Origin of the sequence: Rhodococcus sp. Q (assembly GCF_005503035.1) — a bacterium.
In the GTDB taxonomy this organism is placed as follows: Bacteria; Actinomycetota; Actinomycetes; order Mycobacteriales; family Mycobacteriaceae; genus Rhodococcus_G.
Window position 1 is genome coordinate 238722 of record NZ_SCOY01000005.1, and the last position, 26808, is coordinate 265529.

A 26808-nucleotide genomic window follows, 5' to 3' on the forward strand; every position below is an offset into this window, starting at 1 on the left:
CGAAGTTGCGAGGTGGGTGCGTCGACCATCCAGGCGTGTCCGGCTTTTCGGTGTGCTGGCCGCGGTCACCCTCGCGGCCTCGGCCTGTGTCCACAACAGTGAGGGCCTCGTTCCGCCCGACACCGTTCACGTCGACCGAGTCGAGGAGATCGCCGCGAAGCTGCCGCCCGCCGTCGCGGATTCGGGGCGGCTCCGGATCGGCGTCAACGTGCCCTACGCGCCCAACGAGTTCAAGGACGAGAACGGCGAGATCGTCGGTTTCGACGTGGACCTGATGGATGCGGTCGCCTCCGTGCTCGGGTTGCGAGCCGAGTTCAACCAGGCCGACTTCGACAAGATCATCCCGGCCGTCCAGGCAGGCACCTTCGACCTCGGCATGTCGTCGTTCACGGACACCGTGGAACGCCAGCAGTCGGTGGACTTCGTCGACTACTACCAGGCGGGTGTGCAGTGGGCGCAGCGCACCGGTGAGCCGGTGGATCCCAACAACGCCTGCGGGCTGCGCGTCGGGGTGCAGACGACCACCTACGAGGACATCGACGAGGTCCCGGCGAAGAGCGACGCCTGCGTCGCGGCGGGCAAGGATCCGATCGTCAAGGTCAAGTACGACAGCCAGGACGACGTCTCCAACGCGCTGATCCTCGGCCGCATCGACGCGATGTCGGCGGACTCACCCGTCACCGCCTACGCGATCAAGCGCAGCGGCGGCAGGCTCGAGGACGCGGGCGACATCTTCGACTCGGCACCGTACGGATGGCCGCTGAAGAAGGGCTCACCGCTGGCCCCGGCATTGATGGCGGCACTGCAACACCTCATCGACACCAGCGCGTACCAGCAGATCGCCGACAACTGGGGCGTCGGTGAGGGAACCGTGACCACTGCGCAGTTCAACGGCGCGACGAGCTGACACCACACGACCGGAAGGTGGACGCGATGGCGCAGGAAACGGTGTCCGAGCACACGGGCGAACCCGAACCGATCCAGGCGGTGCCGCTTCGTCACCCCGGTCGCTGGATCGCGGGCACGGTCGTCGTGGTGCTCGCCGCGCTCTTCATATACGGCGCCGCCACCAACGAGGCATTCGCGTGGGACGTGTACGGGCAGTATCTCTTCGACGCGCGGATCACCGAAGGCGCGGTACGGACCATCGAGCTGACGGTCCTCTCCATGATCATCGCGGTGGTGCTCGGTGTCGTCCTCGCCGTGATGCGACTGTCACCGAATCCGGTGCTGCGAACGGCCGCCTGGCTGTATCTCTGGATCTTCCGCGGCACGCCTGTGTACGTGCAGTTGGTGTTCTGGGGTCTGTTCCCGGCCATCTATCAGACCGTGTTCCTCGGCATCCCTTTCGGGCCGCAGTTCGTGGAGTTCGACCTCCAGGACCTGCAGGCGCCGTTCCTGTTCGCGGTGATCGGGTTGGGTCTCAACGAGGCCGCGTACATGGCCGAAATCGTCCGCGCCGGTGTCGGTTCCGTCAACGAGGGTCAGACGGAGGCGTCGACGGCGCTCGGAATGTCGTGGTCGCAGACGATGCGCCGCACGGTCCTCCCGCAAGCGATGCGCGTGATCATTCCGCCGACCGGCAACGAGCTGATCAGCATGCTGAAAACCACGTCACTCGTCCTGGCGGTGCCGTACACCGGCGAGCTGTACGGCCGGGCGCGCGACATCTCGGGAGCCAACTTCCAACCGATCCCGCTGCTCCTCGTCGCGGCGACCTGGTACCTGGTTATCACCAGCATCCTCATGATCGGGCAGTACTACCTCGAACGGCACTACTCGAAGGGGTTGTCGCGGGTGCTCACCGCCCGACAGCTTCAGGCACTCGCCGACGCCCAGAACAAGCCGCCGACGGGTCCTGCCGGCGGACAGGGAGGATGACCGATGACTGCTCCGTCGACGACTCCGATGGTCAAGGCAGACCGGGTCTGCAAGAGCTACGGCGCGCTCAAGGTGCTGCGCGGAGTGACACTCGAGATCGACCGCGGGCAGGTGCTCTGCCTCGTCGGGCCGTCGGGGTCCGGCAAGTCGACGTTCCTGCGGTGCATCAACCACCTCGAACAGGTCAGCGCGGGCAGGCTTTACGTCGACGGCGACCTCGTCGGCTACCAGGAGAAGAACGGCAAGCTCTACGAACTGCACCCGCGGGCCGCGGCGAAGCAGCGCCGCGACATCGGCATGGTGTTCCAGCACTTCAACCTGTTCCCGCATCGCACCGCGCTCGAGAACGTCGTCGAAGCACCTACCCAGGTGAAGAAGGTGAAGCGCAAGGACGCGGTGACGCGGGCAATGGACTTGCTCGACCAGGTCGGGCTCGCCGAGAAGGCCGATGCGTACCCGGCGCAACTGTCGGGCGGCCAGCAGCAGCGCGTCGCCATCGCCCGGGCCCTCGCGATGGACCCGAAGTTGATGCTGTTCGACGAACCGACGTCCGCGCTCGATCCGGAGCTCGTCGGTGAGGTGCTCACCGTCATGCAGAACCTCGCCAAGGAGGGCATGACGATGGTCGTCGTGACCCACGAGATGGGCTTCGCCCGCGAGGTCGCCGACCAGCTGGTGTTCATGGACGGCGGTGTCGTCGTGGAGTCGGGGGAGCCCCGCGCTCTGCTCGCCAACCCGCAGCACGAGCGCACCAAGGCCTTCCTCTCGAAGCTCCTCTGACCGGCCCGATCCGGTCGCCCATCCCTGCCCCGTCTGACCGAACGTCACATTCGGTCAGTGTCAGTGATACCTTAGTGATATCACTTCGATAGCAAGGGTTGGTGCAATGGAGCGCAGGGCATTTCGGCTGAACGGGTTCGTGATGCTGTTGGTGGTGACGGTCGGGACGTTGGTCGCCGCCGGACTGGCACTGGCGGGGGTGTTTCTCGACATCGCGATGGCGCAGCGCATCGCCTTCTGGGTTGTTGCGGGGCTCCTGGGCCTGGTGATCCTCTGCCTTGCAACGGGATTCGTGGTCATCAACCCCAATGAGGCGCGGGTGATCCAGTTCTTCGGCCGGTACTTCGGAACCGTCGCCGACGACGGGTTCAAGTGGGTGGTGCCGCTGACGGTCAAGCGTCGCGTCACGCTGCGGGTGCGGAACTTCGAGACCTCGAAGCTCAAGGTCAACGACGCCGTGGGCAATCCCGTCGAGATCGCCGCCGTCGTCGTCTACAAGGTGGTCGACAGCGGCAAGGCCATCTTCGCGGTCGACGACTACGAGGAGTACGTCGCCATCCAGTCGGAGACCGCGGTGCGGCACCTCGCGACCACCCACCCGTACGACACCACCATCGTGCCCGTCGACTCCGACGCGGCGGACACCACGAGCCTGCGCGACGGCGCGCAGGTCGCCGCGGAACTGACGAGCGAACTGGGTGAGCGCACCGAGCTGGCGGGCATCGAGATCGTCGAGGCCCGCATCACTCACCTCGCCTATGCGCCGGAGATCGCGCAGGCAATGCTGGTCCGGCAGCAGGCGGCGCAGGTCGTCGCTGCGCGGGCGATGATCGTCGAAGGCGCTGTCGGGATGGTCGGTATGGCGCTCGACCAGCTCGCGGAGCAGTCGGTGGTCGACCTCGACGACGAGCGCCGCGCGGCGATGGTGTCGAACCTCCTCGTCGTCCTGTGCGGGGACAAGGCCACCCAGCCGGTGGTCAACGCCGGCACCCTGTACGCCTGACATGACCGAACCGGGTCGGCGCACGGAACGGAAGAAGGTCCTGCTGCGGCTGGACCCGGCCGTCTACGACGCGATCGCGAAGTGGGCGGCCGACGACCTGCGCAGCGTCAACGCACAACTCGAGTACGCGTTGCGCCGCGCACTCGACGAAGCGGGGAGGTCCCCCCGGCGACGCGAGTGAAGGGTCGGGGTCAGGCCGGCTTGTGGCAGACGAAGATCGCGGTACCGGGGAACAGTTGCCCGCGAAGCGGACTCCACTGGCCCCACTCCCGGTCCAGCCACTCGGGCCAGTCGGGTTCGACCACGTCACGCAGTTCGAGACCCGCCGCAACGATCTCGCGGACCCGGTCGCCGATCGTGCGGTGGTGTTCGACGTAGGTGGGAGTGCCGGATTCGTCGACCTCGACGTACGGGGTGCGATCGAAGTAGGGGATGGTGGCCGTCAGCCCGGCCGGACCCGGGTCGTCGGGGAAGATCCACCGCATCGGGTGGTTCACCGCGAACACCCACCGGCCGCCCGGACGCAGTACGCGCGCGACCTCCCGCATCACCAGTGCGGAGTCCGCGACGAAGGGCACCGCGCCGAACGCCGAACACGCGACGTCGAAGCTCGCGTCGGCGAACGGCAGCGACTCCGCGCCGGCCTGGACGAGCGGAACGCGGGGTCCGCCGCGCTCCATCGCGGCCAGGCCGCGGTCGAGCATGCCCCGGGAGATGTCGAGGCCGACGGGACGCGCACCCTGGCCTGCGAGCCACCGGGCGCACGGAGCCGATCCGCATCCGATCTCCAGGACGTCGAGTCCCGAGACGTCGCCGAGCAGTTTCACGTCCCCCTCGTGCAGCCCCTCCGGGCACCAGACGAACTCGCCGTGGTCGGAGTCCACCCCGAGGAACTGGCCGTGGGTACGGTGATAGTCGTCCGCGTCGGCGTCCCACCAGGCGCGGCTCGCGCGCTCGCTCTGCGCGGTGTCCACCCTGGCCCTGCTGAATCCGGTGGTGCCGAGCGTCGCGTTGGCGGCGGCGTGCCGGTCGGGTGCGTCCTGGGGATCTTCGTGATGCTGCGTCATGGCGTTGAGCACGGTATCGCCGTCGCCGCGTCGAGTGCCACCCGGGTTTGCCCAGCTCCCTTACGGTCGCGTACCCTGTCACTCGCGAGTGTCCGCCGTGCAACTCCTCCTGGGAGTCGGCGGTGGGCGGTCGTGAGTCTGACAGAACACCATCAACCGAACCAATCCCTCCGGAGCAATTCACCTAATGCCCTCCACAACCGTCACCTCGCCGCAGGTAGCCGTCAACGACATCGGCTCCGCCGAGGACTTCCTCGCCGCCATCGACGCCACGATCAAGTACTTCAACGATGGCGACATCGTCGAAGGCACCATCGTCAAGGTTGATCGCGACGAGGTCCTGCTCGACATCGGTTACAAGACCGAAGGCGTCATTCCTTCCCGCGAGCTCTCCATCAAGCACGACGTCGACCCCAACGAGGTCGTCTCCGTGGGCGATGAGGTCGAAGCCCTGGTCCTCACCAAGGAGGACAAGGAAGGTCGCCTGATCCTGTCGAAGAAGCGCGCTCAGTACGAGCGTGCCTGGGGCACCATCGAGGAGCTCAAGGAGAAGGACGAGGCCGTCAAGGGCACCGTCATCGAGGTCGTCAAGGGCGGCCTGATCCTCGACATCGGCCTGCGCGGCTTCCTTCCCGCATCGCTCGTCGAGATGCGTCGCGTCCGCGACCTCCAGCCGTACGTCGGCAAGGAGATCGAGGCCAAGATCATCGAGCTCGACAAGAACCGCAACAACGTGGTCCTGTCGCGTCGTGCATGGCTCGAGCAGACCCAGTCCGAGGTCCGCAGCGAGTTCCTGCACCAGCTCCAGAAGGGCCAGGTCCGCAAGGGCGTCGTGTCCTCCATCGTCAACTTCGGCGCGTTCGTCGATCTCGGCGGTGTCGACGGCCTGGTGCACGTCTCCGAGCTGTCCTGGAAGCACATCGACCACCCGTCCGAGGTTGTCGAGGTCGGCAACGAGGTCACCGTCGAGGTTCTCGACGTCGACCTGGACCGCGAGCGTGTCTCCCTGTCGCTGAAGGCGACGCAGGAGGACCCGTGGCGTCAGTTCGCCCGCACCCACGCGATCGGTCAGATCGTTCCGGGCAAGGTCACCAAGCTCGTTCCGTTCGGCGCGTTCGTGCGTGTCGAGGAGGGCATCGAGGGCCTGGTTCACATCTCCGAGCTGGCCGAGCGCCACGTCGAGGTCCCGGACCAGGTTGTTGCCGTCGGCGACGACGCGATGGTCAAGGTCATCGACATCGACCTGGAGCGTCGCCGGATCTCGCTGTCGCTCAAGCAGGCGAACGAGGACTACAACGCCGAGTTCGATCCGTCGAAGTACGGCATGGCCGACAGCTACGACGACCAGGGCAACTACATCTTCCCCGAGGGCTTCGATCCCGAGACCAACGAATGGCTCGAGGGCTTCGACAAGCAGCGTGAAGAGTGGGAGTCCCGGTACGCCGAGGCCGAGCGTCGCCACAAGATGCACACCGCTCAGATGGAGAAGATGGCTGCCGACGAGGCTGCCGAGGCTGCGGCCGGTGCGTCGGGCACCAACTACTCCTCCGAGTCCGGTGCTGCTGAGGGTCAGCCTGCTGCGGCCGCCGAGGCCGGCGGCTCGCTGGCAAGCGACGCCCAGCTCGCCGCGCTCCGCGAGAAGCTGTCCGGCAACGCCTGACATGATCACCCGTAATCGGGTGTGAACTACGAAGGCCCCGGTCCTGCACATGCAGGACCGGGGCCTTCGGCGTGGTCGGGGAACATGGTGACCGAGGATCTCAACCGCCCTGGCTCGCGATCGTGGAGTCGAGCATCGCGGCACGTTCGTCCAGGTCGTGGGCGGTGGGATTGTCGGCGTCCGGGAGATCGTGGCGCAGGTCGTCGAGCGTGGTGACCACCCAGGACGAGAGCTTCGCGGCCTGGTCCCGCGAATAGATCTTGGTCTTGCCTTCCTCCAGCACCAATGTGGCGCCGGGTTCGGTGCTGGACAGCAGTGTGCGCAGGTCATCGGCTGTGACAGTCATGTGTTCACGGTAGAACCGGAGAGCCGGTGCCGCATCCCGCAGGGGCGCCGACGACAGCGACCCCACCCGGATCTCCGGGTGGGGTCGCTGTCGTGTGGAGTCGGTGTGGCCGGGGTGTCAGTTCGCGGTGGCCGCACCGGCGGCCCACGAGCTGTGCATCTCAGCAGTGCGCTTGCGCATCGACGCGAAGCTGTGCCGCGCCGGACTGAGCATCTGAGTGAACCAGTTACGACGGTGTTCCTGCAGGGCGAGCGCCACCTCGGGGATCAGGATGCAATGCACCCCGTCGACCATGCCAAGACGGTGCCGACCAGGCTGGGGAGAAGTGGTGCTCATGGTGTTCCTTCATCTCGAAGTGGGTGGCCTGGCACGTCTGCTCGAAGATAGCCGACGAACGTGTGATACCTGGTGATTTGGGGCGGATGTGCAGCGGGCGTGTTTGATGACAGACTGTGGGGCGTGTTGCGAATCGGCCTCACTGGAGGCATTGGAGCTGGAAAGTCCACCGTGTCACGGATCCTCGGCGATCTCGGGGCCGTCGTCGTCGACGCGGACCTGATTGCGCGTGAGGTCGTGGAACCGGGCACCCCCGGACTCGCCGCGCTCGCTGACGAGTTCGGTCCGGAGATCCTGCTGCCCGACGGGAAACTCGACCGAGCCGCCCTGGCTGCCAAGGCGTTCGGCGACGACGCGGCCCGCGGTCGACTCAACGGAATCCTACATCCCCTGATCGGGGCGCGAACGGCCGCTCTGGTGGATGCCGCGCCTACGGATTCCGTGGTCCTGCAGGACATCCCGCTCCTGGTCGAGGGGCGGATGGGTGCGATGTTCAATCTGGTCGTCATCGTGTACGTCGACGAGGCCGAACGGGTTCGCCGACTGGTCGAGTTGCGGGGCATGCCCGAGGACGATGCGCGTGCCCGGATCGCGTCCCAGGCCACCGACGAACAACGCCGCGCCGCTGCCGATGTGTGGCTCGACAACAGTGGGCCGCAGGGCGAACTCGACTCGGTCGTGACGGCGCTGTGGGATCGGTTGCAGTCCTACGCGGACAACATCGCGAATTCGGTTGTGGTGCGCGCACTGCCGGTCCTGGTCGAGGCCGACCCGGCCTGGGCGGAGCAGGGGCGGCGGCTCGCCGATCGACTCAGGTTCGTGTGCGCAGGAGACGCGCTGCGCGTCGACCACGTCGGTTCCACGGCAGTGCCCGGTCTCGATGCGAAGGACGTGATCGACCTCCAGATCACCGTCACCAGCCTCGATGTCGCGGACGCTCTTGCGGATCGTCTGGCAGAGGCCGGCTTCCCGCGTGTAGACGCCGTGACGGCCGACGACCCGAAGCCCGCGTACGGAATCGGAGGCGAGGCCGACCCGTCGTTGTGGGACAAGCGTTTCCACGGGTCTGCGGATCCCGGCCGACCCGCCAATGTACACATTCGGGTCGACGGGTGGCCGGGGCAACGGTTTGCATTGGCCTTCCGTGACTGGCTCCGTGCGAACGAGACCGAGCAGGCCGACTATCTGGCGATCAAGCGCAGCGCTGCGCAGAGCGCGGCAGGCGAATCGGACGTCGCGGTCGCGACCGAGCGCTACCTGGAGGCGAAGACGCCGTGGTTCGACGGCGCCTACACGAGGGTCGAGCAGTGGATCGACCGGACCGGCTGGACCCCCGACGCGCGGTGACGCCGGCGCTGGGGGAGGGCGCCGTCACCGCCAGTTGACCGGCATTCCCTCCGACGCCAGCCAGGCGTCGAGGTCGTGGCCGTGGGTCGCGATCCCGTCGACGGCCCGTGTCGCCGTCGCGATCGCCCTCTCGGCGGTCGCCGCATCGAGATGCCCGGCGGTGTGGGCGGCGAGGAGTTCGTCGACGTCGAGCAGTTCGGTGTCGCGCCCGGTGCGGACCACCAGGTCGAGGTAGTGGTCCACGGACCGCCACACCGGTTCGCCCGGGACGAACTCTCCGATGTCGACGTATCGGTCCTGGTCGCGGGCGTGATACGGGTGGTAATGGAAGATCGACGCGCGCAACCCGAGATCGGGCAACAGCCACGATTCCAGGTAGTGGAAGTGCGGATGGTCGGAGTGCCGGGCCATGTAGAGCCCCCACGGTTCACGCCGGTAGTGCTCGACGGGCCGCACGAAACCCTTCGGATCGGTGTTGGTGAGGTCCGACAGGTCGAAGGCCTCCTTCTTCGGCGGATGAACGTGCATGGCTGGGAACCTACCGCTCAGGCCGATGTGCGACACCTCGCATCACCGGACCTTGTCGGTCCCTGCGCCTACCCTGGAGCGCATGGCGTTTGCATCCGAGCATCCAGTGGTGGCGCACTCCGAGTTTCGGCCGGTCGGCGACGTCGAACGGTCCGACGGTCGGTTCGAGGTCGTCAGCGAGCATCAGCCTGCAGGCGATCAGCCGCAGGCGATCGCCGAGCTCACGAGACGGCTGAACGACGGTGACAAGGACATCGTGCTCCTTGGTGCGACGGGCACCGGCAAGTCCGCGACGACGGCGTGGTTGATCGAGCAGGTGCAGCGTCCGACGCTCGTGATGGCGCCGAACAAGACCCTCGCCGCGCAGCTGGCCAACGAACTGCGCGAGATGCTCCCCAACAACGCGGTCGAGTACTTCGTCTCGTACTACGACTACTACCAACCCGAGGCGTACATCGCGCAGACGGACACCTACATCGAGAAGGACTCGTCGATCAACGACGACGTCGAGCGCCTGCGGCACTCGGCGACGTCGAGTCTGCTGTCGCGGCGCGACGTGGTCGTGGTCGCGTCGGTGTCGTGCATCTACGGTCTCGGCACGCCGCAGTCCTACCTGGACCGGTCGATCGAGCTCGAGGTCGGTGTCGAGGTTCCGAGGGACGCACTCCTGCGCCTGCTCGTCGACGTGCAGTACAACCGCAACGACGTCGCGTTCACGCGGGGCTCGTTCCGGGTTCGCGGGGACACCGTGGAGATCATTCCGTCGTACGAGGAACTCGCCGTGCGGATCGAGTTCTTCGGCGACGAGATCGAGGCCCTGTACTACCTGCACCCGTTGACCGGTGACGTCGTCCGGCAGGTCGACTCGCTGCGCATCTTCCCGGCCACCCACTACGTCGCGGGGCCGGAACGGATGGAGCGCGCGGTGCGCGACATCGAGGCGGAGCTCGAGGAGCGCCTCACCGACCTGGAGAATCGGGGCAAGCTGCTGGAGGCGCAGCGGCTGCGGATGCGCACCAATTACGACCTCGAGATGATCAAGCAGGTCGGCTTCTGCTCGGGAATCGAGAACTATTCGCGGCACATCGACGGCCGTCCCGCGGGTTCGGCGCCCGCGACCCTGATCGACTACTTCCCCGAGGACTTCCTGCTCGTCATCGACGAGTCGCACGTGACCGTGCCGCAGATCGGCGCGATGTACGAGGGCGACATGTCCCGCAAGCGCAATCTCGTGGAGTACGGCTTCCGTCTCCCCTCGGCCACCGACAACCGGCCGCTCACCTGGGAGGAGTTCGCGAATCGGATCGGGCAGACGGTGTACCTGTCCGCGACACCCGGCCCGTACGAGCTGGGCCGGGCGGGCGGTGAGTTCGTCGAACAGGTGATTCGCCCGACCGGGCTCGTCGACCCCGAGGTCGTGGTGAAGCCGACGAAGGGGCAGATCGACGACCTGGTCCACGAGATCCGGGAGCGCACCCAACGCGACGAACGTGTCCTGGTCACCACACTGACCAAGAAGATGTCCGAGGACCTCACGGACTACCTCCTCGAACTCGGCATCCGTGTGCGGTACCTGCACTCGGACATCGACACCCTGCGTCGCGTCGAGTTGCTGCGTCAGCTGCGGCTCGGCGAGTACGACGTCCTGGTCGGCATCAACCTGCTTCGCGAGGGCCTCGACCTTCCTGAGGTCTCCCTCGTCGCGATCCTCGATGCCGACAAGGAAGGATTCCTGCGCAGTACGACCAGCCTGATCCAGACGATCGGTCGTGCCGCCCGCAACGTGTCCGGCCAGGTGCACATGTACGCCGACAAGATCACCGACTCGATGGCCCGTGCGATCGAGGAAACGGAGCGTCGCCGCGAGAAGCAGATTGCGTACAACGCCGAGATGGGCGTCGATCCGCAGCCGCTGCGCAAGAAGATCGCCGACATCCTCGACCAGGTCTACGAGGAGGCCGACGACACCGACGTCGAGATCGGCGGTTCCGGCCGCAACGCCAGCCGCGGTCGTCGCGCGCAGGGTGAGGCGGGTCGTGCCGTCAGTGCAGGCGTGTACGAGGGGCGCGACGTGAAGTCGATGCCGCGGGCCGAGCTCGCGGACCTGGTGAAGGAGCTCACCGACCAGATGATGAACGCGGCCCGTGACCTCCAGTTCGAGCTGGCCGGACGACTCCGCGACGAGATCGCCGACCTGAAGAAGGAACTGCGTGGGATGGACGCGGCCGGGCTCAAGTAGTGACGGGCTGTCCGGCCCGGGTCAGCTGGTGACGTCCTTGCGGGCGAACACGATCCACGCCGCGACCGCGAACGCCGTTCCGTAGGCGAGCGCGGAGAACGAGCCGATCACCGTGTCGTGCCAGTCGATCGTCGGAGCGAGGAAGCGTGTCCACGCGAACGAGAAGTGCCCGGGGAGGTAGTCGCGCCAGTGGTCGAGCGCGGTGATCTGGTCGAGGATCTGCACGAGGATCGACGCCATCACCGTGCCGCCGACGGCGCCGAGTGGGGCGTCGGTGAGCACCGACAGCAGCAGCGCCAGGCCCGCCACCCAGATCAGGTTCACGGCGATGTAGGTGAGCGCCAGCGCGAGTCTGCCGATCGCGTCGCCGTAGCCGAGCGAATCGCCGAACGGTGTCACGAGGGGTTCGGCGCCGTAGGCCACCGTGCCCACCGCCAACGCGACGGTCACCAGCAGCACGAGCGCGGCCACCGACAGCATTGCCGACACGATCGCCTTCTGCTGCAGCAGCCGAGTGCGGGGCACCGGAATCGCGAGCAGATATCGGAGCGAGGACCAGGATGCCTCGCTGGCGACGGAGTCGCCGAAGAAGAGGGCGACCACCACGATCAGGAGGAACCCGACGGACATCAGCAGGGTGAAGACCGTGAAGTTCACCCCGCCCCGCGTCGCGAGTTCGATCAGGTCGGCGGTACCGGATTCCGCACCACCGCCGCCGATCGCGAACGCCGCGACGAGGATCAGCGGCAACGCCGTCACGAACGCCAGCGCGACCTGCGTCCGGCGCCGCTTGCACTGCCGAACCAGTTCGGTTCGCAGTGGCAGGGTCCGGCGCGCGCGGTATCCGGCGGCCCGGCCGTCCGCGGGAATCGTCGACTCGCCCGTCACGGCACTTCTCCTTCCCGATCGGTCGCCGATTCCCGATGATCGGCGGTGTGGACCAGTCGCAGGAACACCTCTTCGAGCCGGGTCGTCCGGGCGACCTGCCGAACGGCGACACCCGCCTCGACGAGGACGCGCACCATCTCCGCGGGGTCGGTGTCGCCGAGATCCACGCGGATGTGTTCGTCATCCAGGCGGTGCACGGCCATCCCGGCGGCGTCGTTGAGGGCCGTCTCCGCGGCGGCGGCATCGTCGACGCGGACGTCGGTCGTGCCCTGAGCGGACGTGAACTCCTCGACGGTTCCCGATGCGATCACCCGTCCGTGATTCATCACCACGACCGCCGTGCAGGTCTGTTCGACCTCGGCGAGGAGATGGCTCGACACGAGGACGGTCCGTCCGTCGCGGGCGTAGTCCACCAGTACCTTGCGCATCGTGGCGATCTGAGGCGGGTCGAGGCCGTTCGTCGGCTCGTCGAGCACCAGCAGGTCCGGGAGCCCCAGCATTGCCTGGGCGAGCGCGAGACGCTGGCGCATGCCCTGGCTGTACGACCGGACCTTGCGGTGTACCGCGTCGCCGAGGTCGGCGATGGCGAGAGCGTCGTCCATCCGGGACTCGGCCGTGGGCCTGCCCGTGGACTGCCAGTACAGGCGCAGATTGTCGAGTCCGCTCAGGTGCGGGAGCAGGCCGGACCCCTCGACGAACGATCCGAGCCGGGACAGGACCGGCGCGCCCGGCGTCACGCGGTGTCCGAACACCCGAATTTCGCCGTCGGTCGGGGTGATCAGGCCCATCAGCATCCGCAGCGTTGTGGTCTTTCCCGCCCCGTTGGGGCCGAGGAGTCCCATCACCTCACCGCGGCGCACCGTGAAGTCGACGCCGTCGACCGCGCGGAACCCGTTGTCGTAGGACTTGCGGAGGCCGGTCACCACGAGGGGGGTGTCGACGAGGTTCGGGTCGGCGTCGACGACGGCGCGGCGTCGGGATCGCAGCACACCGATCCCGATCAGCGCCGCCACGGCGACCGCGAGCGCGCCGATGCCCACGAGTGGCGCCAGCGGCAGCGCGCGGGTCGACGACGTGGCGTCGACGCTGGGCACCGCCAGCGTGGTGTCCGCGAGGGCGATCGTGAAGCGGGCGGGCGTCAGCGGCGTTGCGTACGCCTGATCGGTCGTGGTGACCGCGAGCTCGAGGTGATGGCCCTCGGCGACCTGGTAGGCGACGGCCGGCAGGCTGACGGTCAGCGGAATCGATTGTCCAGGAAGGGTATCCGCAAGCCTGACTGCGGACACCGCGCCTCCGGGAAGGAGGTGGCGTCCCTGGGGTGTGACGTCGTAGAGCTTGGCGTACAGCACGGCGTCGCCCGTGGCGGCCGTCGTCGTGACGGTGAGGGAGACCGTGGACGTGCCCGTGATGGTGAGTGCGTCGCGTAGCGGCTCGGTGGCGAACCGGGCGGTTTGCCCCGGGGGATCCGAGACGAGGTCGGTCGCCACACCCGCGGCTCCGATGAGGTTCGCCGCGGCACCCAGTCCCGGGACGGACGAGATCGCCGCGGGTGTCGCTCCGGGGGGTCGATCCACGGTTTGCGGGGGGCCCGACAGGGTCAATCGTTCCTGCGGTGTGGCCCCGGAGGTCGGTGTCAGGCCGGGATAGTCCGGGGCGGTTCTGCGCCGATAGGACGGGTTGTCACTTCCGGTCGCACCGGGAACGGTGAAGACGAACGGCGTGCTCTGGTCGGGGCCGCCGGCGGCGGAGGGCAGCTGCTCCGAGTGCAATTGCTCGGTGAGGAACCGTGCGGCGGCGGACCTGCTGCCGTCCGAATCGCCGCCGGAGTCGTGGCCGGCGGGGAACCAGCGCATCCGAACCGGGGTGCCTGCCGCGGCGATCTGGCGGGCCGTCGCGTCAGCCTGGTCCAGGCCGAAGAGGGTGTCCTGCTCGCCCTGCAACAAGAGGGTCGGCGCGGTGATTCGATCCGCGACCGACACGGGGGAGTGTGACCGGAGCAGGTCCAGCAATTCCGGTGTGGGCGTTCCCGTTTCGGCGGCGGGAGCGTAGGCGAGGCAGATCGCCGGATCGAACCGGCCGCACGGTCCGGAATCGGTACCCGCAGTGTCGGCGCCCGACACCCCGGCGCCGAAGAAGATTCCCGCCCACCCGCGTTTGAGGACGCCGGGACCCGAGTACCCCGCGGCCGCGGGTGTGGGTGCGGGCGGCGCGGCACCGTAGTTGGGAAACAGCGCCTGGCCCAGGTCGTTCCAGGTGATCGCGGCAGCAACCGCGTCCACCCGGGGATCGGTCCCGGCGAGCATCAACGACAACGCACCGCCGTACGACGCACCCGTGACGCCGACCCGGGGATCACCCTCCGCATCCAGCGTCACCTCGGGACGGTCGGCCAGCCAGTCGACAAGCGCACGGGCGTCGGCGATCTCGCGGTCGGGATCGTTCAGTGAGATGGTGCCCGTGCTGGATCCGAACCCCCGCGCGCTGTACGCGAGGACGACGAATCCGTCGGCAGCGAGAGTGTTCGCCTGCGCCTCGAGGGTGTCCTTGGAACCGCCGAAACCGTGCGCGAGCAGGACGGCCGGTGCGGGCGTCCGCTGCGGCAGGTGGAGGCGGGCGTCGATCTGCACCCGGGCGTCCGTTCCGGGAGACTCCGGGACCGGCAGCGTGAGGTCCTGGGTGACGATTCCGGTGTCCTCGGACGAACCCGACAGCGTCGTACCCACACCGACGGCCACGACCGCGACCGTCGCCGCCACGACTGCGGCGGCGAGTCTGCGGGGGCGGCGGACGCGCATGAGATCCAATCCTGCCAGACACAGCCGCTGTGGCTTGGCGCGCAATTCCCCCGCACGGGACGGGTATCCGACTAGGGTTGCCACGAGTGGCCGGGCATCCAACGGGGTTGGGTGCCATGCCCGGCAGGACAGTTGCGCCGATACCGGCGTGTGAGAAACCGGAGGAAGAATGAGTGCCTACCGCACCATCGTTGTGGGGACCGATGGCTCGGATTCGTCGCTGAAAGCGGTGGACAAGGCTGCGGCACTGGCCGGCGATGCCGGAGCGAAGCTCGTCATCGCGTGCGCCTACTACCCGGCGGACCCCAAGGACATCGAATCCGCGCAGGACGCCCTGCGTGAGGATGCCTACCAGATCACCGGATCCGCGCCCACGGACGAGATTCTGCGGACCGCGCGGGAGCGGGCACACGCGGTCGGCTCGGTGAACGTCGTCGAGCGTGCCATCGTCGGCGCGCCGGTGGATTCGCTGCTGACACTGGTCGACGAGGTCGAAGCCGATCTGCTCGTCATCGGCAACCGGGGTCTGAACACCCTCACCGGGCGGCTCCTCGGTTCGGTTCCGTCCGACGCCGCACGCAAGTCCACCTGCGACGTCCTGATCGTCCACACGGTGCGCTGAACCTCTGCCGGTGTCGACATTCGCGTGTCGACACCGGCAGACTCGCGCTCTACCCCCCGTCGGTCAACTTCGAGAGGACGTCCGGCAGCGGTTCGCAGTGGACGACGCCGAGGCGTTGCGTCGCGCGGGTCAGTGCCACGTAGAGGTCGTTCAACCCTCGAGGTGAGTCGCCGACGATCTCGGCGGGTTCGACGACGAGCACCGAATCGAACTCCAGACCCTTCGCCTCACGAACCGACAACACGCTCACCGACTCGCCGTGCAGATCCCGGTAGTCGGCGACGGAGTCCTCGCTCGTGATCACCGCGACCAGGCCGGGTCCGCTCTCGGCAGCCACACACTTGCGCACTTGCGCAGCCACATCGGCAGGCGCGACGCGGCGCGCCCACGGCATCGTTCCGGAGTCGCGCACCGATCGCGGAACCGACTGGTTCGGATCGATCGCCGCGAGGACGTCCTGCGCCACTGCCATGATCTCCGACGGCGTGCGGTAGTTCACCGTCAGTTCCGTCAGCTTCCAGCGGTTCGCGACATACGGTTCGAGTACCGACTTCCAGGACGAGCTTCCTGCCGGGTCGCCCGTCTGTGCGGTGTCTCCCACCAGGGTCATCCACCGATTGGGAATGCGCCGCATCAGCATTCGCCACGCCATCTCCGAGAGTTCCTGCGCCTCGTCGACGATCACGTGCCCGAATGTCCACGTCCGGTCGGCGGCAGCTCGCTCGGCCGCGGTCAGCTGCTGACGCATCTCGTGCCGCCGCGCCAGCTGGCTCGCGTCGACGAGGTCGTAGGCCATGAGGATCTCGGGGTCGAGCTCGTCCTCGAGATCCTGCGGCGCGGATCCGGTGAGGATGTCCAGTGCGCCCTGCGCGTCCTCGATCTGCGCCCGCCACTCCCGGTCCGCTCGATCGCGTTCCGCGGCATCGTCCACTCCGAGAAGCTCGGCCAGTTCGTCGAGCAGGGGCGCGTCCGCCGCGCTGAATCCGGTGTGACGGTCCCGGTACAGAAGCTTTCGCTGTCCGGGTGTGAGCCGGGGTGCCGCCGCCTCGAGCCGTTCGGGCGACTGCAGCAGGTCGGTGAGCACCTGCTGCGGGGTCAGCCGCGGCCAGTGCTCGTTGATCGCGGACATCAGGGTGGCATCCTGGCGCATCTCGTCGCGAATGTCCGCGACGTCGTCCCGACTGAGCAGGTTCGAGCCGCCGAGCACGTTGGCGCCGAGGTTCGCGGCGAACTGGTCGGCCAATGCCTCCACCGCCGCGGACACGAACAGCGGACGCGCGAGGTTGTGCGGGCGGCGCGACGAGCGGGCCCGACCCCTGGCCCGCGTGACGATCCGTCGGTCGAGTGTGACGGTGTAGGTGTCGAAGGGGACTGTCACCGGCTTCGTCGGAACCGACTGTCTGTCCCGTACCGCCGTCTTGAGGACCTCGACCATGTCGAGTGACCCCTTGATCTCGCCGGTTTCCAGCGAATCCTGTTGCGTGGCAGTTACACCCGGGTACATGTCGCCGACCGTGGACAGCAGGACGCCCGTTTCGCCCAATGACGGCAGCACCTGGCCGATGTAGTCGAGGAACGTGGCGTTCGGCCCGACGATCAGGACGCCCGACTTCGCCAGTTGCTGCCGGTACGTGTACAGCAGGTACGCGGCGCGGTGCAGGGCGACGGCGGTCTTCCCCGTTCCCGGACCGCCCTGAACCACCATCACGGACTTGTGGTTCGACCGGATGATCGCGTCCTGCTCCGACTGGATGGTCTCGACGATGTCGGCCATGTGTCCGGTTCGGGCCGCGTTCAGTGCGGTGAGCAGGGCGCTCTCACCCGCGACGCCGCTCGCGTCCCCCGCGACACCGGCGCGTTGTGCGGCCTCGAGGTCGAGGTACTCGTCACCTATGCCGGTCACCTTGCGGCTCCGCGTCCGGATGTGCCTGCGCCGCGTCACCCCCTCGGGAGACGCCGTGGTCGCCAGGTAGAACGGGCGCGCGAGCGGCGCGCGCCAGTCCAACAGGAGCGGCTCGTAGTCGTGGTCCTCATCGAGGATGCCGACCCGGCCGACGTAGCGGCGGGCGTCGCCTTCCGCCGCGCCCGGCCCGAGCGCGTCGGGGTCGAGGTCGATCCGGCCGAAGCACAGCCCGTTCTCCGCGGCGTCGTACTTGGCGATGTCCTCGGTGTACATCTGCGTGAACGACTCACGCTCGCTGCGCGCCTGCGGGGTTCCCCCGGTGTTCAGGAGCACTGCGGCCAGCCGGGACTGCGCGTACCGGCGAAGCCCGTCGAGACGGTCGTACAGCAGCGTCACGTACTGCTGCTCGTGCTCCCGCTCATCGGCGGTCGTGCTGTCGGGGCCGGTGGCTGCCTCGTCGGGCAAGTGATACTCCTCGGCGAAAATCGTCAGGGCGAAAAGTGCCCAGCGAGTCTAGTCGCCGCCGTCGGCCGGTGCGGAAGCGCCTGATCCCGGAGATGAGAAACGCCATCGGGTCTGGCTGAACGGACCCTTCCCGAACCCGAACCCGGTCACCGGGGCCACCCGATACACCCGAGCGAGCCCGCCGCCACCCTTGAACCCCCCGGCGGTCACCTCGAAGCGCCACTGCCTCCCGTACTTCGCGACGTAGGCGTCCGCGAGACGATGCAACAGGTCGTTGTCGGACACGACCGCCGCGGTGCCTTCGAGGACCATGTCGAATCCCTGCGCGTACACGTTTGCGCCGGTGGTCACGGCGACGGCCGGATTCCCGTCCAGATTCGCGGCCTTCCGCTCGCCCGCTCCCGTGCAGAAGTGCCAGGCGTCGTCGACCCAGACGCCGATGAGGGGAGTGACGTGGGGACGGCCGTCGGGTCGCACAGTGCTGAGCCAGTAGATCTCGGCGTCCCGGACCAGGTCGCGGGCCCACTCCCAGCTGACCGGGAATGCACCCGGTTCGCTGTAACGCTCGTCCAACTCCGTGATCGGGTCGGTCATCGCACGCCCCTCTCCTCTGCCACGCGGCGCGTGGCCTGGTCAGGTCACCAGCCGCGCTCCTGCCACTCGGCGAGGAACGGGCGTTCGTCGCCGAGTGTGGTGTCCCGGCCGTGTCCGGGATAGACGACGGTGTCGTCCGGGAATCGTTCGAACAATTTCGTGGTCACATCGCGGTAGAGCGAGTCGAACATCTGTGGGTCGGCAGTCTTGCCGACGCCGCCGGGGAACAGGGAGTCCCCGGTGAACAGGTGAACCTGACCGGTGGCGGGGTCGGTGAGGGCGAGCGCGATCGAGCCCTCGGTGTGACCGGAGAGGTGAATGACCTCGAGTGCGAGTCTGCCCACCTCGACCAGGTCACCATCGGTGACGGTGAGCTTGGGAACAACGGGAAGGGCGGGCGCGTCGAGCGGATGCGCGATGGTGGGTGCGCCGGTCGCGGCGGCGATCTCCGCCAGCGCGAGCCAGTGATCGGCGTGCTGGTGCGTCGTGACGATGGACCCGAGATGTGGGGCCGCGGTCTCGATCAGTCCGCGCAGACGGTCCGCCTCGTTCGCCGCGTCGATCAGCAACGATTCCCCCGTGCCCGCGTCGACGACGAGGTAGGCGTTGTTGTCCATCGGGCCGACCGAGATCTTCGTGATCGTCGCGTCCGCGATGGTCCGTCGCTGCGGATCGCCGCCCTGGGTGAGTACACCGGTGTAGTGGTCGTCGATTCGCATCTGCTGCCGCTCCATGAGGGGAGGCTACCGTCGCGGCGGGCACCGTGACGGGTCGACGGCGCTCTCGTGGCGAAAACGTGTCGGACCCTCGGCCTACGATGGATGGCGGCCGAGAACTCCGAACCGGCGAACACGGGACCGGCGGTGTGGCGCGAGAAAGGACAGCGTGTGGCGGACCGCCTGATCGTGCAAGGGGCGCGTGAGCACAACCTTCGGGGAATCGACATCGACCTGCCCCGGGACAGCCTGATCGTTTTCACCGGATTGTCGGGCTCGGGCAAGTCGTCGCTCGCCTTCGACACCATCTTCGCGGAGGGGCAGCGCCGGTACGTCGAGTCCCTGTCCGCCTACGCGCGGCAGTTCCTGGGCCAGATGGACAAGCCCGATGTCGACTTCATCGAGGGCCTGTCTCCCGCCGTGTCGATCGACCAGAAGTCGACGAACCGCAATCCTCGATCCACCGTCGGCACCATCACCGAGGTGTACGACTATCTGCGCCTTCTCTACGCTCGCGCCGGCACACCGCACTGTCCGACCTGCGGGGAGCGGATCGCGAAGCAATCTCCCCAGCAGATCGTCGACCAGGTCCTCGCGATGGAGGAGGGAACCCGGTTCCAGGTTCTGGCGCCGGTGGTCCGTACCCGCAAGGGTGAGTTCGTCGACCTGTTCGAGCAGCTCAACACCCAGGGGTACGCCCGCGTCCGCATCGACGGGGTGGTGCACCAGCTCACCGATCCGCCGAAGCTGAAGAAGCAGGAGAAGCACGACATCGAGGTCGTGGTCGACCGTCTGACGGTGAAGGCGAGTTCGAAGCAACGCCTGACCGATTCGGTGGAGACCGCGCTACGACTCGCCGACGGCATCGTCGTCCTCGACTTCGTCGACCGCGACGACGACGCACCCGACCGGGAACGGCGTTTCTCGGAGAACCTGGCCTGCCCGAACGGGCATCCGCTCGCGATCGACGACCTGGAGCCGCGCTCCTTCTCGTTCAACTCGCCGTACGGTGCGTGCCCGGAGTGCACCGGCCTCGGGATGCGCAAGGAGGTCGACCCCGACCTGGTGGTGCCGGACCCGGAGCTGAGCCTCGCGGACGGCGCGATCGCGCCGTGGTCGATGGGGCAGACCTCCGAGTACTTCGGTCGCCTGCTGTCGGGACTTGCGGACGCGATGGGATTCGACGTCGACGCACCGTGGCGGGAGTTGCCCGCGAAGGCGCGCCGTGCCGTCCTCGAGGGCAGTGAGCACCAGGTCCACGTCAAGTACAAGAACCGCTACGGGCGAACCCGCTCCTACTACGCGGAGTTCGAAGGAGTCATGCCGTTCCTGCATCGCAGGCTCGAGCAGACCGAGTCCGAGCAGATGAAGGAGCGGTACGACGGGTACATGCGGGACGTGCCGTGCCCGGCCTGTCAGGGGGCACGCCTTCGGCCCGAGATCCTGTCGGTGACGATCGAGGCAGGGGAGTACGGGGAGAAGTCGATCGCGGACGTCGCGGAGTTGTCGATCGCCGAGTGCGCTCGGTTCCTCGACTCCCTCACCCTGGGCAAACGCGAGGAGGCGATTGCCGGGCAGGTCCTCAAGGAGGTGCAGGCTCGTCTCGGCTTCCTGCTCGACGTCGGGCTCGAGTACCTGTCGCTGTCGCGGGCCGCGGGCACCCTCTCGGGCGGCGAGGCGCAGCGCATCCGACTCGCGACCCAGATCGGGTCCGGGCTCGTGGGAGTTCTGTACGTCCTCGACGAACCGTCGATCGGTCTGCACCAGCGCGACAACAGGCGCCTGATCGAGACGCTCACGCGACTCCGCGACCTCGGCAACACGTTGATCGTGGTCGAGCACGACGAGGACACCATCCGCGCGTCGGACTGGGTCGTCGACATCGGCCCACTCGCGGGCGAGCACGGCGGTCAGGTCGTGCACAGCGGCCCGTATGCCGACCTGCTGACGTGCGAGGAGTCGCTCACGGGCGCCTACCTGTCCGGCCGTTCCGTGATCGAGGTGCCGTTGGTGCGCCGCGCCGTGGACAAGAAGCGGCAGGTCACGGTCGTCGGGGCGAAGGAGCACAACCTCAAGGGCATCGACGTCAGCTTCCCGTTGGGGGTTCTGACCGCGGTGACGGGTGTGTCGGGGTCGGGGAAGTCGACGCTCGTCAACGACATCCTCGCGACGGTGATGGCGAACAAGCTCAACGGAGCCCGGCAGGTTCCCGGCAGGCACACTCGGGTCAACGGCCTGGACCAGCTGGACAAGCTGGTGCAGGTGGACCAGTCACCGATCGGCAGGACGCCGCGCTCCAACGCGGCAACGTACACCGGCGTGTTCGACAAGATCCGCACCCTGTTCGCCCAGACGACGGAAGCCAAGGTCCGCGGGTACCAACCGGGCCGGTTCTCCTTCAACGTCAAGGGTGGACGCTGCGAGGCGTGTTCGGGCGACGGAACGCTGAAGATCGAGATGAACTTCCTGCCGGACGTGTACGTGCCGTGCGAGGTGTGCCACGGCGCCCGGTACAACCGGGAGACCCTCGAGGTGCACTACAAGGGCAAGACGATCGCCGAGGTCCTGGACATGTCGATCGAGGAGGCCGCGGAGTTCTTCGAGCCGATCACCTCGATCCACCGCTACCTCGAGACCCTGGTCCGGGTCGGTCTCGGCTACGTCCGTCTCGGTCAGCCGGCGCCGACTCTCTCCGGTGGCGAGGCGCAGCGTGTCAAGCTCGCAGCGGAGCTGCAGAAACGGTCGACCGGCCGCACCGTCTACATCCTCGACGAGCCGACCACCGGCCTGCATTTCGAGGACATCCGGAAGTTGCTCGGTGTGGTGAACGGCCTCGTCGACAAGGGCAATACGGTCATCGTGATCGAACACAACCTCGACGTCATCAAGACGGCCGATTGGATCGTGGACATGGGGCCGGAGGGTGGCTCCGGCGGCGGCACGGTGGTCGCACAGGGCATACCGGAGGATGTTGCAGCAGTCCCAGAAAGCTATACGGGACGGTTCCTGCGTGAGGTGCTCTCCGTGGCGCCCGCCCCGACGAAGCGAAAGCGGGCGCCCCGCAAGGCCACCGCCAAGGTGTGAAACGGCCGAGGTCCGGAGCCTTCGGGTTCCGGACCTCGTGTCAATGGACTCGGGGCGAAGGATGGGTCGTGCGGCGCGATCGCGGTGCGGCTCCACCGTGGTGACATGAGAAATGCCGGTGCCGCGTGATCGCGGCACCGGCATTTCGGGTGTTCGTGGTGGACTAGACGGTGCCCGTGCCGCCGCCGTTGACGGGCAGGCTGGAACCGCCCGAGAGGAGCGAGTTCACGATGTTGGCGAGGGATCCGAACAGGCCGTCGATGTCGCCGGGGTTGATGCCCATGGAAGTCTCCTTGGTGATGGTGTGCTGATCCGACCGTCGCGCGCGGACGACGGGCCGGCTTGGGTGCCGGAATCGATCAGCAACCGCGTCCCCGTTTGGCCCGACGGGTACCCGACGACGGTTGTGGTGACGATCCCCCGATCGCAGTGACCGCTTGTATCCATGCGGCGCCACCACTGCATTCGCGGACCCTTTGTACACGACGGTTCGACTCGGCCGTCCGTGTTTCAGCGAAACCAAATCGACATCAGAATGTGATATCGGTCACCATTGATGGGGTGCTCAGTACACCGGACCGGTGTACTTCTCGCCGGGCCCCTTTCCGGGTTCGTCGGGATGCGCCGATGCTTCACGGAATGCGCGCTGCAGCGCCTGGAGGCCGTCGCGGATGGGGCCCGCGTGGGGGCCGAGGTACTCGACCGACGCGGTGACCAGGCCTGCAAGTGCCGTGATGACGCGCCGGGCCTCGTCGAGATCCAGGTGAGCGCTCTCGCTCGGATCCTCCGCCGACAGTCCCAACTTCTCCGCTGCGGAGCTCATGAGCATGACCGCCGCCCGGCTGATCACCTCGACTGCGGGGACCTCCGCCAGTTCACGAACCTCCGCGGTGTCGTCCTGCCCTGCATGCGATGCGTCTGTCATGGCTGCTAGACTTCCATATACGACCGCCCCCGACGACGTTGGGGGCAGCAAGTGGAGTCCGACTCCCACCGTAGTTCCGCGAAGTGAATTCGCAGGTCAACGGTTCCGGTCGCCCGGGTTTCGAGCCCGCCGCCTTTCAAGGGTGGCTAGCTCGTCCGGGTCCCCGTACGGGGAGTTGGCGGCATCAGTCCGTCGATTGATCGGTCGACATCGGACCCCGACTGGAGATTCTCCAGCGGGGTTCTTTTGTTGGGGACATGGGCAGGCGGGCTGCCGGCGGTCACGACGACCACGCCGCACTACCGAGGAGGCCCCATCAGCACTGAGACTCGCATCAACGAGCGCATCCGCGTACCCGAGGTTCGACTTGTCGGACCGGGTGGTGAGCAGGTTGGCATCGTGCGTGTTGAAGATGCACTCCGCTTGGCGCAGGACGCGGACCTCGATCTCGTCGAGGTCGCTCCCGACGCGCGTCCGCCGGTGTGCAAGATCATGGACTACGGCAAGTTCAAGTACGAGGCCGCGCAGAAGGCGCGCGAATCGCGCAAGAACCAGCAGCAGACCGTGATCAAGGAGCAGAAGCTCCGCCCGAAGATCGACGACCACGACTACGAGACGAAGAAGCGCAACGTCGTTCGTTTCCTCGAGGCCGGGTCCAAGGTCAAGGTCACGATCATGTTCCGTGGCCGCGAGCAGTCCCGCCCCGAGCTGGGCTTCCGGCTCCTGCAGCGTCTCGGCGCCGATGTCGCAGACCTCGGTTTCATCGAGACGTCCGCAAAGCAGGACGGCCGCAACATGACGATGGTGCTGGCACCGCACAAGGGCGCCAAGACCCGCGTCAAGGCACAGGAGCAGGCGCAGCAGCGCGTCGTACGGCCCGCAGCGGCCGCACCGGCGCCCGCGCCCGAGGCTCCTGCAGCCCCGGAGGCCGTCGCACCGCAGACCCCCGACACGCCTGCGGTCTGACGAAGACCAGCCCGCAGTACGCAGCAGTAGAAGAAACGGAAACTGAGGACTCCATGCCCAAGAACAAGACCCACAGCGGCACCTCGAAGCGATTCAAGGTGTCCGGCAGCGGCAAGATCCTGCGCCAGAAGGCCGGACGTCGCCACCTGCTCGAGCACAAGGCCACCAAGGTCACCCGCCGCCTCGACGGCGTTGCCGTGGTCGACAAGGCCGACGTTCCCCGCGTCAAGCGCCTGCTCGGCATCTGATTCGACCTTCCACCACCCCTCGGGTGCGCCCGCCGCGCGTCCGACCGATTGACAGGATTTTTCAGTGGCACGCGTAAAAAGGGCAGTCAACGCCCAGAAGAAGCGCCGTTCCGTTCTCGAGGCGTCTGCCGGCTACCGCGGCCAGCGCTCGCGCCTCTACCGCAAGGCCAAGGAGCAGCAGCTCCACTCGCTGACCTACGCCTACCGTGACCGCCGCGCGCGCAAGGGTGACTTCCGCAAGCTGTGGATCTCGCGTATCAACGCTGCCGCCCGCGCGAACGACATCACCTACAACCGCTTCATCCAGGGCCTCAAGGCCGCTGGCGTCGAGGTTGACCGCAAGATCCTCGCCGAGCTCGCCGTCTCCGACGCCGAGGCGTTCGCCGGCCTGGTTGCCGTCGCGAAGGCTGCGCTGCCTGCCGACGTGAACGCTCCCGCCGGGGAAGCGGCCTGAGCAAGCCGATCCAGGAGCGACCCGTGGACCCGTTCACCGAGCGGACGCCACGGGTCGTTTCTGCTGTCAAGCTCCTGCGCGGAGCGGAACGCCGCAAGGCAGGCAGGTTCCTGGCAGAGGGCGCGAACTCGGTGACCGCGGCCCTCGACACCACGCGCATCGAGGAACTGTTCGTCACCGCTGACGCCGCGGTCCGACATGCGGATCTGGTCGAGCGCGCGCTCGCGCAGGGCGTGCGGGTGTCGCCGGTCACGGACCGAGCTGCGAAGGCGCTCGGCGACACCGTGACGCCGCCGGGGCTGGTCGCCGTGTGCCGCCTGGTCGACGTATCCGTTTCAGAGGCGCTGGGGGAGTCTCCGCAGCTGCTCGCGGTGCCGGTTGCGATCGCCGATCCGGGGAATGCGGGAACCGTCATCCGGGTCGCGGACGCGGTGGGCGCCGATGCCGCGATCCTCGCGGGCGACAGCGTCGACCCGCACAACGGCAAATGCGTCCGTTCGTCTGCGGGCAGCGTGTTCCACCTGCCGATCGCCCGGGAGCGGAACGTCGACACCGTCCTCGACGTTCTCGCCGGCGCGGGGGTCCGGGTTCTCGCGACCGCCGCCGACGGTGAGGTCGAACTCGACGACGCCGACGAGCTTCTGGCCGGGCCGACTGCATGGCTGTTCGGGAACGAGGCGCACGGGCTCGACCCCGCGCTGGCCGCTCGCGCCGATCATCGCGTGCGGATCCCGATCCACGGCCGCGCCGAGTCCCTGAACCTGGCGACGGCAGCCGCGATCTGCCTGTACTCGAGTGCGCGGGTGCAGCATTCCGCGTCTCGCCCGACCACCTAGAATCTGCCCTGCAGAACCGACGACGAGGAGTACGACGAGCCGTGGCCAAGAACGAGGGCGACAGTGCACCGACCATCGACGCGCAGGCGCTGACCGAGGAGTCGCTCTCCGCGGCCGCGGATGCGGCCGAGCAGGCGTTCGCCGCGGCGCCGGATCTCGACGCACTCGCGGCGGCGAAGGCCGAGCATCTCGGCGACAAGGCGCCGCTGTCCCTGGTGCGCCGTGCGTTGGGGTCACTGCCGGGCAAGGAGAAGGCGGACGCCGGAAAGCGGGTCAACGCGGCCCGCACCCGTGCCGGCGCCGCATACGACGCGCGCCGGGAGGTACTGCTGGCGGAGCGTGACGCCGCGGTGCTGGTGGCCGAGTCGATCGACGTCACGATTCCCGCCGGTCGACGTCCGGTCGGTGCGCGGCACCCCATCACCATCATTTCCGAGCAGGTCAGCGACGTGTTCGTGGCGATGGGGTGGGAGATCGCGGAGGGTCCCGAGGTCGAGACGGAGCACTTCAACTTCGACGCGCTGAACTTCCTGCCCGACCATCCGGCGCGGACCATGCAGGACACCTTCCACATCGCGCCCGAGGGGTCGCGTCAGGTGCTGCGCACCCACACCTCACCGGTGCAGGTGCGCACGATGCTCTCGCGCGATCTGCCGGTGTACGTGGTGTGCCCGGGTCGTACGTTCCGCACCGACGAACTCGACGCGACGCACACGCCGGTGTTCTCGCAGATCGAGGGTCTCGCCGTGGACAAGGGCCTGACGATGGCGCATCTGCGCGGCACGCTCGACGCCTTCGCGCGCGCCCTCTTCGGGCCGGACACGCGAACCCGTATGCGCCCCAACTACTTCCCGTTCACCGAGCCGTCCGCCGAGGTGGACGTGTGGTTCCCAGGCAAGAAGGGTGGCGCCGGCTGGGTGGAGTGGGGTGGCTGCGGCATGGTCAACCCGAACGTGTTGCGGGCCAGCGGAATCGATCCGGACGAGTACAGCGGGTTCGCGTTCGGGATGGGGCTGGAGCGGACCCTGCAGTTCCGCAACGGCATCCCCGACATGCGCGACATCGTCGAGGGCGACGTGCGTTTCACGCTGCCCTTCGGTGTCCAGGCCTGAGTGAACCAGCAGA

General features: G+C 67.7%; 25 protein-coding genes. 15 read left to right on the forward strand and 10 right to left on the reverse strand.

Features of this window, described 5'->3' with window-relative positions; genetic code table 11:
- Positions 1–16: 16 nt before the first annotated feature.
- The 5 genes from FFS72_RS08165 (at position 17) to FFS72_RS08185 (ending at position 3845) form a co-directional block, all read left to right on the forward strand.
- Positions 17–907, forward strand: coding sequence for an ABC transporter substrate-binding protein (locus tag FFS72_RS08165; protein ID WP_137873458.1), 891 nt, complete (start codon positions 17–19; stop codon positions 905–907).
- A 26-nt stretch (positions 908–933) separates the two neighbouring features.
- Positions 934–1881, forward strand: a complete 948-nt coding sequence (locus FFS72_RS08170) for an amino acid ABC transporter permease (RefSeq protein ID WP_137873459.1) — start codon at positions 934–936, stop codon at positions 1879–1881.
- A 27-nt stretch (positions 1882–1908) separates the two neighbouring features.
- On the forward strand, positions 1909–2661 hold the full coding sequence (locus FFS72_RS08175; RefSeq protein ID WP_137873521.1) for an amino acid ABC transporter ATP-binding protein: 753 nt from the start codon (positions 1909–1911) through the stop codon (positions 2659–2661).
- A gap of 106 nt (positions 2662–2767) precedes the next feature.
- Positions 2768–3664 (forward strand): SPFH domain-containing protein, encoded by an 897-nt coding sequence (locus FFS72_RS08180; protein WP_137873460.1) that lies wholly within the window; start codon positions 2768–2770, stop codon positions 3662–3664.
- Between the two features lies 1 nt (position 3665).
- Entirely contained in the window at positions 3666–3845 is a 180-nt protein-coding gene (locus FFS72_RS08185; RefSeq protein WP_137873461.1) for a type II toxin-antitoxin system antitoxin, read from the forward strand.
- Positions 3846–3855: 10 nt separating this feature from the next.
- Here FFS72_RS08185 and FFS72_RS08190 read toward each other — a convergent pair whose 3' ends face one another.
- Positions 3856–4731 carry a class I SAM-dependent methyltransferase gene (locus FFS72_RS08190; protein ID WP_137873462.1) on the reverse strand — a complete coding sequence of 292 codons (876 nt, stop codon included), beginning with the start codon at positions 4729–4731 and terminating at the stop codon, positions 3856–3858.
- 187 nt (positions 4732–4918) lie between these two features.
- On the opposite strand from FFS72_RS08190, the gene rpsA reads away from it, so the two are divergent.
- Positions 4919–6391, forward strand: a complete 1473-nt coding sequence (gene rpsA / locus FFS72_RS08195; protein WP_137873463.1) for a 30S ribosomal protein S1 — start codon at positions 4919–4921, stop codon at positions 6389–6391.
- A gap of 100 nt (positions 6392–6491) precedes the next feature.
- Here rpsA and FFS72_RS08200 read toward each other — a convergent pair whose 3' ends face one another.
- On the reverse strand, positions 6492–6737 hold the full coding sequence (locus FFS72_RS08200; RefSeq protein ID WP_137873464.1) for a hypothetical protein: 246 nt from the start codon (positions 6735–6737) through the stop codon (positions 6492–6494).
- A 117-nt stretch (positions 6738–6854) separates the two neighbouring features.
- On the reverse strand, positions 6855–7073 hold the full coding sequence (locus tag FFS72_RS08205) for a hypothetical protein (RefSeq protein WP_137873465.1): 219 nt from the start codon (positions 7071–7073) through the stop codon (positions 6855–6857).
- A gap of 123 nt (positions 7074–7196) precedes the next feature.
- Between FFS72_RS08205 and coaE the strand changes: the two genes are divergently transcribed.
- Positions 7197–8420, forward strand: coding sequence for a dephospho-CoA kinase (coaE, locus tag FFS72_RS08210; RefSeq protein WP_137873466.1), 1224 nt, complete (start codon positions 7197–7199; stop codon positions 8418–8420).
- A gap of 24 nt (positions 8421–8444) precedes the next feature.
- Here coaE and FFS72_RS08215 read toward each other — a convergent pair whose 3' ends face one another.
- Positions 8445–8948 carry a ribonuclease FAU-1 family protein gene (locus FFS72_RS08215; RefSeq protein ID WP_249353188.1) on the reverse strand — a complete coding sequence of 168 codons (504 nt, stop codon included), beginning with the start codon at positions 8946–8948 and terminating at the stop codon, positions 8445–8447.
- Between the two features lie 82 nt (positions 8949–9030).
- On the opposite strand from FFS72_RS08215, the gene uvrB reads away from it, so the two are divergent.
- Positions 9031–11187 carry an excinuclease ABC subunit UvrB gene (gene uvrB / locus FFS72_RS08220; RefSeq protein ID WP_137873467.1) on the forward strand — a complete coding sequence of 719 codons (2157 nt, stop codon included), beginning with the start codon at positions 9031–9033 and terminating at the stop codon, positions 11185–11187.
- Positions 11188–11208: 21 nt separating this feature from the next.
- Here the strand turns inward: uvrB and FFS72_RS08225 are convergent, their stop codons facing one another.
- A complete protein-coding gene (locus FFS72_RS08225; protein ID WP_137873468.1) occupies positions 11209–12075 on the reverse strand; it encodes an ABC transporter permease in 867 nt (288 codons plus the stop codon).
- Complete coding sequence (locus FFS72_RS08230; RefSeq protein WP_137873469.1) at positions 12072–14870, reverse strand: alpha/beta fold hydrolase; 2799 nt, start codon at positions 14868–14870, stop codon at positions 12072–12074. Before FFS72_RS08230 ends, FFS72_RS08225 begins: the two co-directional genes overlap by 4 nt.
- Before the next feature lie 169 nt (positions 14871–15039).
- Between FFS72_RS08230 and FFS72_RS08235 the strand changes: the two genes are divergently transcribed.
- Positions 15040–15492: a universal stress protein gene (locus tag FFS72_RS08235; RefSeq protein WP_137873470.1), complete on the forward strand. Its 453-nt coding sequence runs from the start codon at positions 15040–15042 to the stop codon at positions 15490–15492.
- Between the two features lie 49 nt (positions 15493–15541).
- On the opposite strand, the gene FFS72_RS08240 is transcribed toward FFS72_RS08235, so the two are convergent.
- The 3 genes from FFS72_RS08240 to FFS72_RS08250 are packed head-to-tail and all read right to left on the reverse strand — an operon-like array spanning position 15542 to position 19188.
- The gene (locus tag FFS72_RS08240; RefSeq protein ID WP_137873471.1) at positions 15542–17860 is read right to left on the reverse strand and encodes a HelD family protein; all 2319 of its coding nucleotides are present in this window, start codon (positions 17858–17860) and stop codon (positions 15542–15544) included.
- A 48-nt stretch (positions 17861–17908) separates the two neighbouring features.
- Complete coding sequence (locus tag FFS72_RS08245; protein ID WP_137873472.1) at positions 17909–18454, reverse strand: pyridoxamine 5'-phosphate oxidase family protein; 546 nt, start codon at positions 18452–18454, stop codon at positions 17909–17911.
- A 44-nt stretch (positions 18455–18498) separates the two neighbouring features.
- Complete coding sequence (locus FFS72_RS08250; protein WP_137873473.1) at positions 18499–19188, reverse strand: MBL fold metallo-hydrolase; 690 nt, start codon at positions 19186–19188, stop codon at positions 18499–18501.
- Between the two features lie 153 nt (positions 19189–19341).
- Here FFS72_RS08250 and uvrA point away from each other — a divergent pair, with 153 nt between their 5' ends.
- On the forward strand, positions 19342–22254 hold the full coding sequence (uvrA, locus tag FFS72_RS08255; protein ID WP_137873474.1) for an excinuclease ABC subunit UvrA: 2913 nt from the start codon (positions 19342–19344) through the stop codon (positions 22252–22254).
- A gap of 565 nt (positions 22255–22819) precedes the next feature.
- Here uvrA and FFS72_RS08260 read toward each other — a convergent pair.
- Positions 22820–23179, reverse strand: coding sequence for a DUF1844 domain-containing protein (locus FFS72_RS08260; RefSeq protein ID WP_050065172.1), 360 nt, complete (start codon positions 23177–23179; stop codon positions 22820–22822).
- Positions 23180–23449: 270 nt separating this feature from the next.
- On the opposite strand from FFS72_RS08260, the gene infC reads away from it, so the two are divergent.
- From infC to pheS, 5 genes are all read left to right on the forward strand, one after another.
- On the forward strand, positions 23450–24145 hold the full coding sequence (infC, locus tag FFS72_RS08265; RefSeq protein ID WP_137873523.1) for a translation initiation factor IF-3: 696 nt from the start codon (positions 23450–23452) through the stop codon (positions 24143–24145).
- Between the two features lie 53 nt (positions 24146–24198).
- Positions 24199–24393 (forward strand): 50S ribosomal protein L35, encoded by a 195-nt coding sequence (gene rpmI, locus FFS72_RS08270; protein WP_050065174.1) that lies wholly within the window; start codon positions 24199–24201, stop codon positions 24391–24393.
- Positions 24394–24457: 64 nt separating this feature from the next.
- A complete protein-coding gene (rplT, locus tag FFS72_RS08275) occupies positions 24458–24847 on the forward strand; it encodes a 50S ribosomal protein L20 (RefSeq protein WP_050065175.1) in 390 nt (129 codons plus the stop codon).
- 23 nt (positions 24848–24870) lie between these two features.
- The gene (locus FFS72_RS08280; protein ID WP_137873475.1) at positions 24871–25683 is read left to right on the forward strand and encodes a TrmH family RNA methyltransferase; all 813 of its coding nucleotides are present in this window, start codon (positions 24871–24873) and stop codon (positions 25681–25683) included.
- A 41-nt stretch (positions 25684–25724) separates the two neighbouring features.
- Positions 25725–26795, forward strand: coding sequence for a phenylalanine--tRNA ligase subunit alpha (gene pheS, locus FFS72_RS08285; RefSeq protein WP_137873476.1), 1071 nt, complete (start codon positions 25725–25727; stop codon positions 26793–26795).
- Positions 26796–26808: the final 13 nt, after the last annotated feature.

Bases quoted from the DNA above. Each gene is read 5' to 3' on its own strand.
- FFS72_RS08260 (WP_050065172.1), bottom strand. From the start codon at position 23,179: ATGACAGACGCATCGCATGCAGGGCAGGACGACACCGCGGAGGTTCGT.
- rpmI (WP_050065174.1), top strand. From the start codon at position 24,199: ATGCCCAAGAACAAGACCCACAGCGGCACCTCGAAGCGATTCAAGGTG.
- FFS72_RS08175 (WP_137873521.1), top strand. From the start codon at position 1,909: ATGGTCAAGGCAGACCGGGTCTGCAAGAGCTACGGCGCGCTCAAGGTG.
- FFS72_RS08180 (WP_137873460.1), top strand. From the start codon at position 2,768: ATGGAGCGCAGGGCATTTCGGCTGAACGGGTTCGTGATGCTGTTGGTG.
- FFS72_RS08235 (WP_137873470.1), top strand. From the start codon at position 15,040: ATGAGTGCCTACCGCACCATCGTTGTGGGGACCGATGGCTCGGATTCG.
- FFS72_RS08170 (WP_137873459.1), top strand. From the start codon at position 934: ATGGCGCAGGAAACGGTGTCCGAGCACACGGGCGAACCCGAACCGATC.
- uvrB (WP_137873467.1), top strand. From the start codon at position 9,031: ATGGCGTTTGCATCCGAGCATCCAGTGGTGGCGCACTCCGAGTTTCGG.
- FFS72_RS08185 (WP_137873461.1), top strand. From the start codon at position 3,666: ATGACCGAACCGGGTCGGCGCACGGAACGGAAGAAGGTCCTGCTGCGG.
- FFS72_RS08230 (WP_137873469.1), bottom strand. From the start codon at position 14,870: ATGCGCGTCCGCCGCCCCCGCAGACTCGCCGCCGCAGTCGTGGCGGCG.
- FFS72_RS08250 (WP_137873473.1), bottom strand. From the start codon at position 19,188: ATGGAGCGGCAGCAGATGCGAATCGACGACCACTACACCGGTGTACTC.
- FFS72_RS08215 (WP_249353188.1), bottom strand. From the start codon at position 8,948: ATGCACGTTCATCCGCCGAAGAAGGAGGCCTTCGACCTGTCGGACCTC.
- FFS72_RS08205 (WP_137873465.1), bottom strand. From the start codon at position 7,073: ATGAGCACCACTTCTCCCCAGCCTGGTCGGCACCGTCTTGGCATGGTC.
- FFS72_RS08245 (WP_137873472.1), bottom strand. From the start codon at position 18,454: ATGACCGACCCGATCACGGAGTTGGACGAGCGTTACAGCGAACCGGGT.
- rpsA (WP_137873463.1), top strand. From the start codon at position 4,919: ATGCCCTCCACAACCGTCACCTCGCCGCAGGTAGCCGTCAACGACATC.
- FFS72_RS08200 (WP_137873464.1), bottom strand. From the start codon at position 6,737: ATGACTGTCACAGCCGATGACCTGCGCACACTGCTGTCCAGCACCGAA.
- FFS72_RS08190 (WP_137873462.1), bottom strand. From the start codon at position 4,731: ATGACGCAGCATCACGAAGATCCCCAGGACGCACCCGACCGGCACGCC.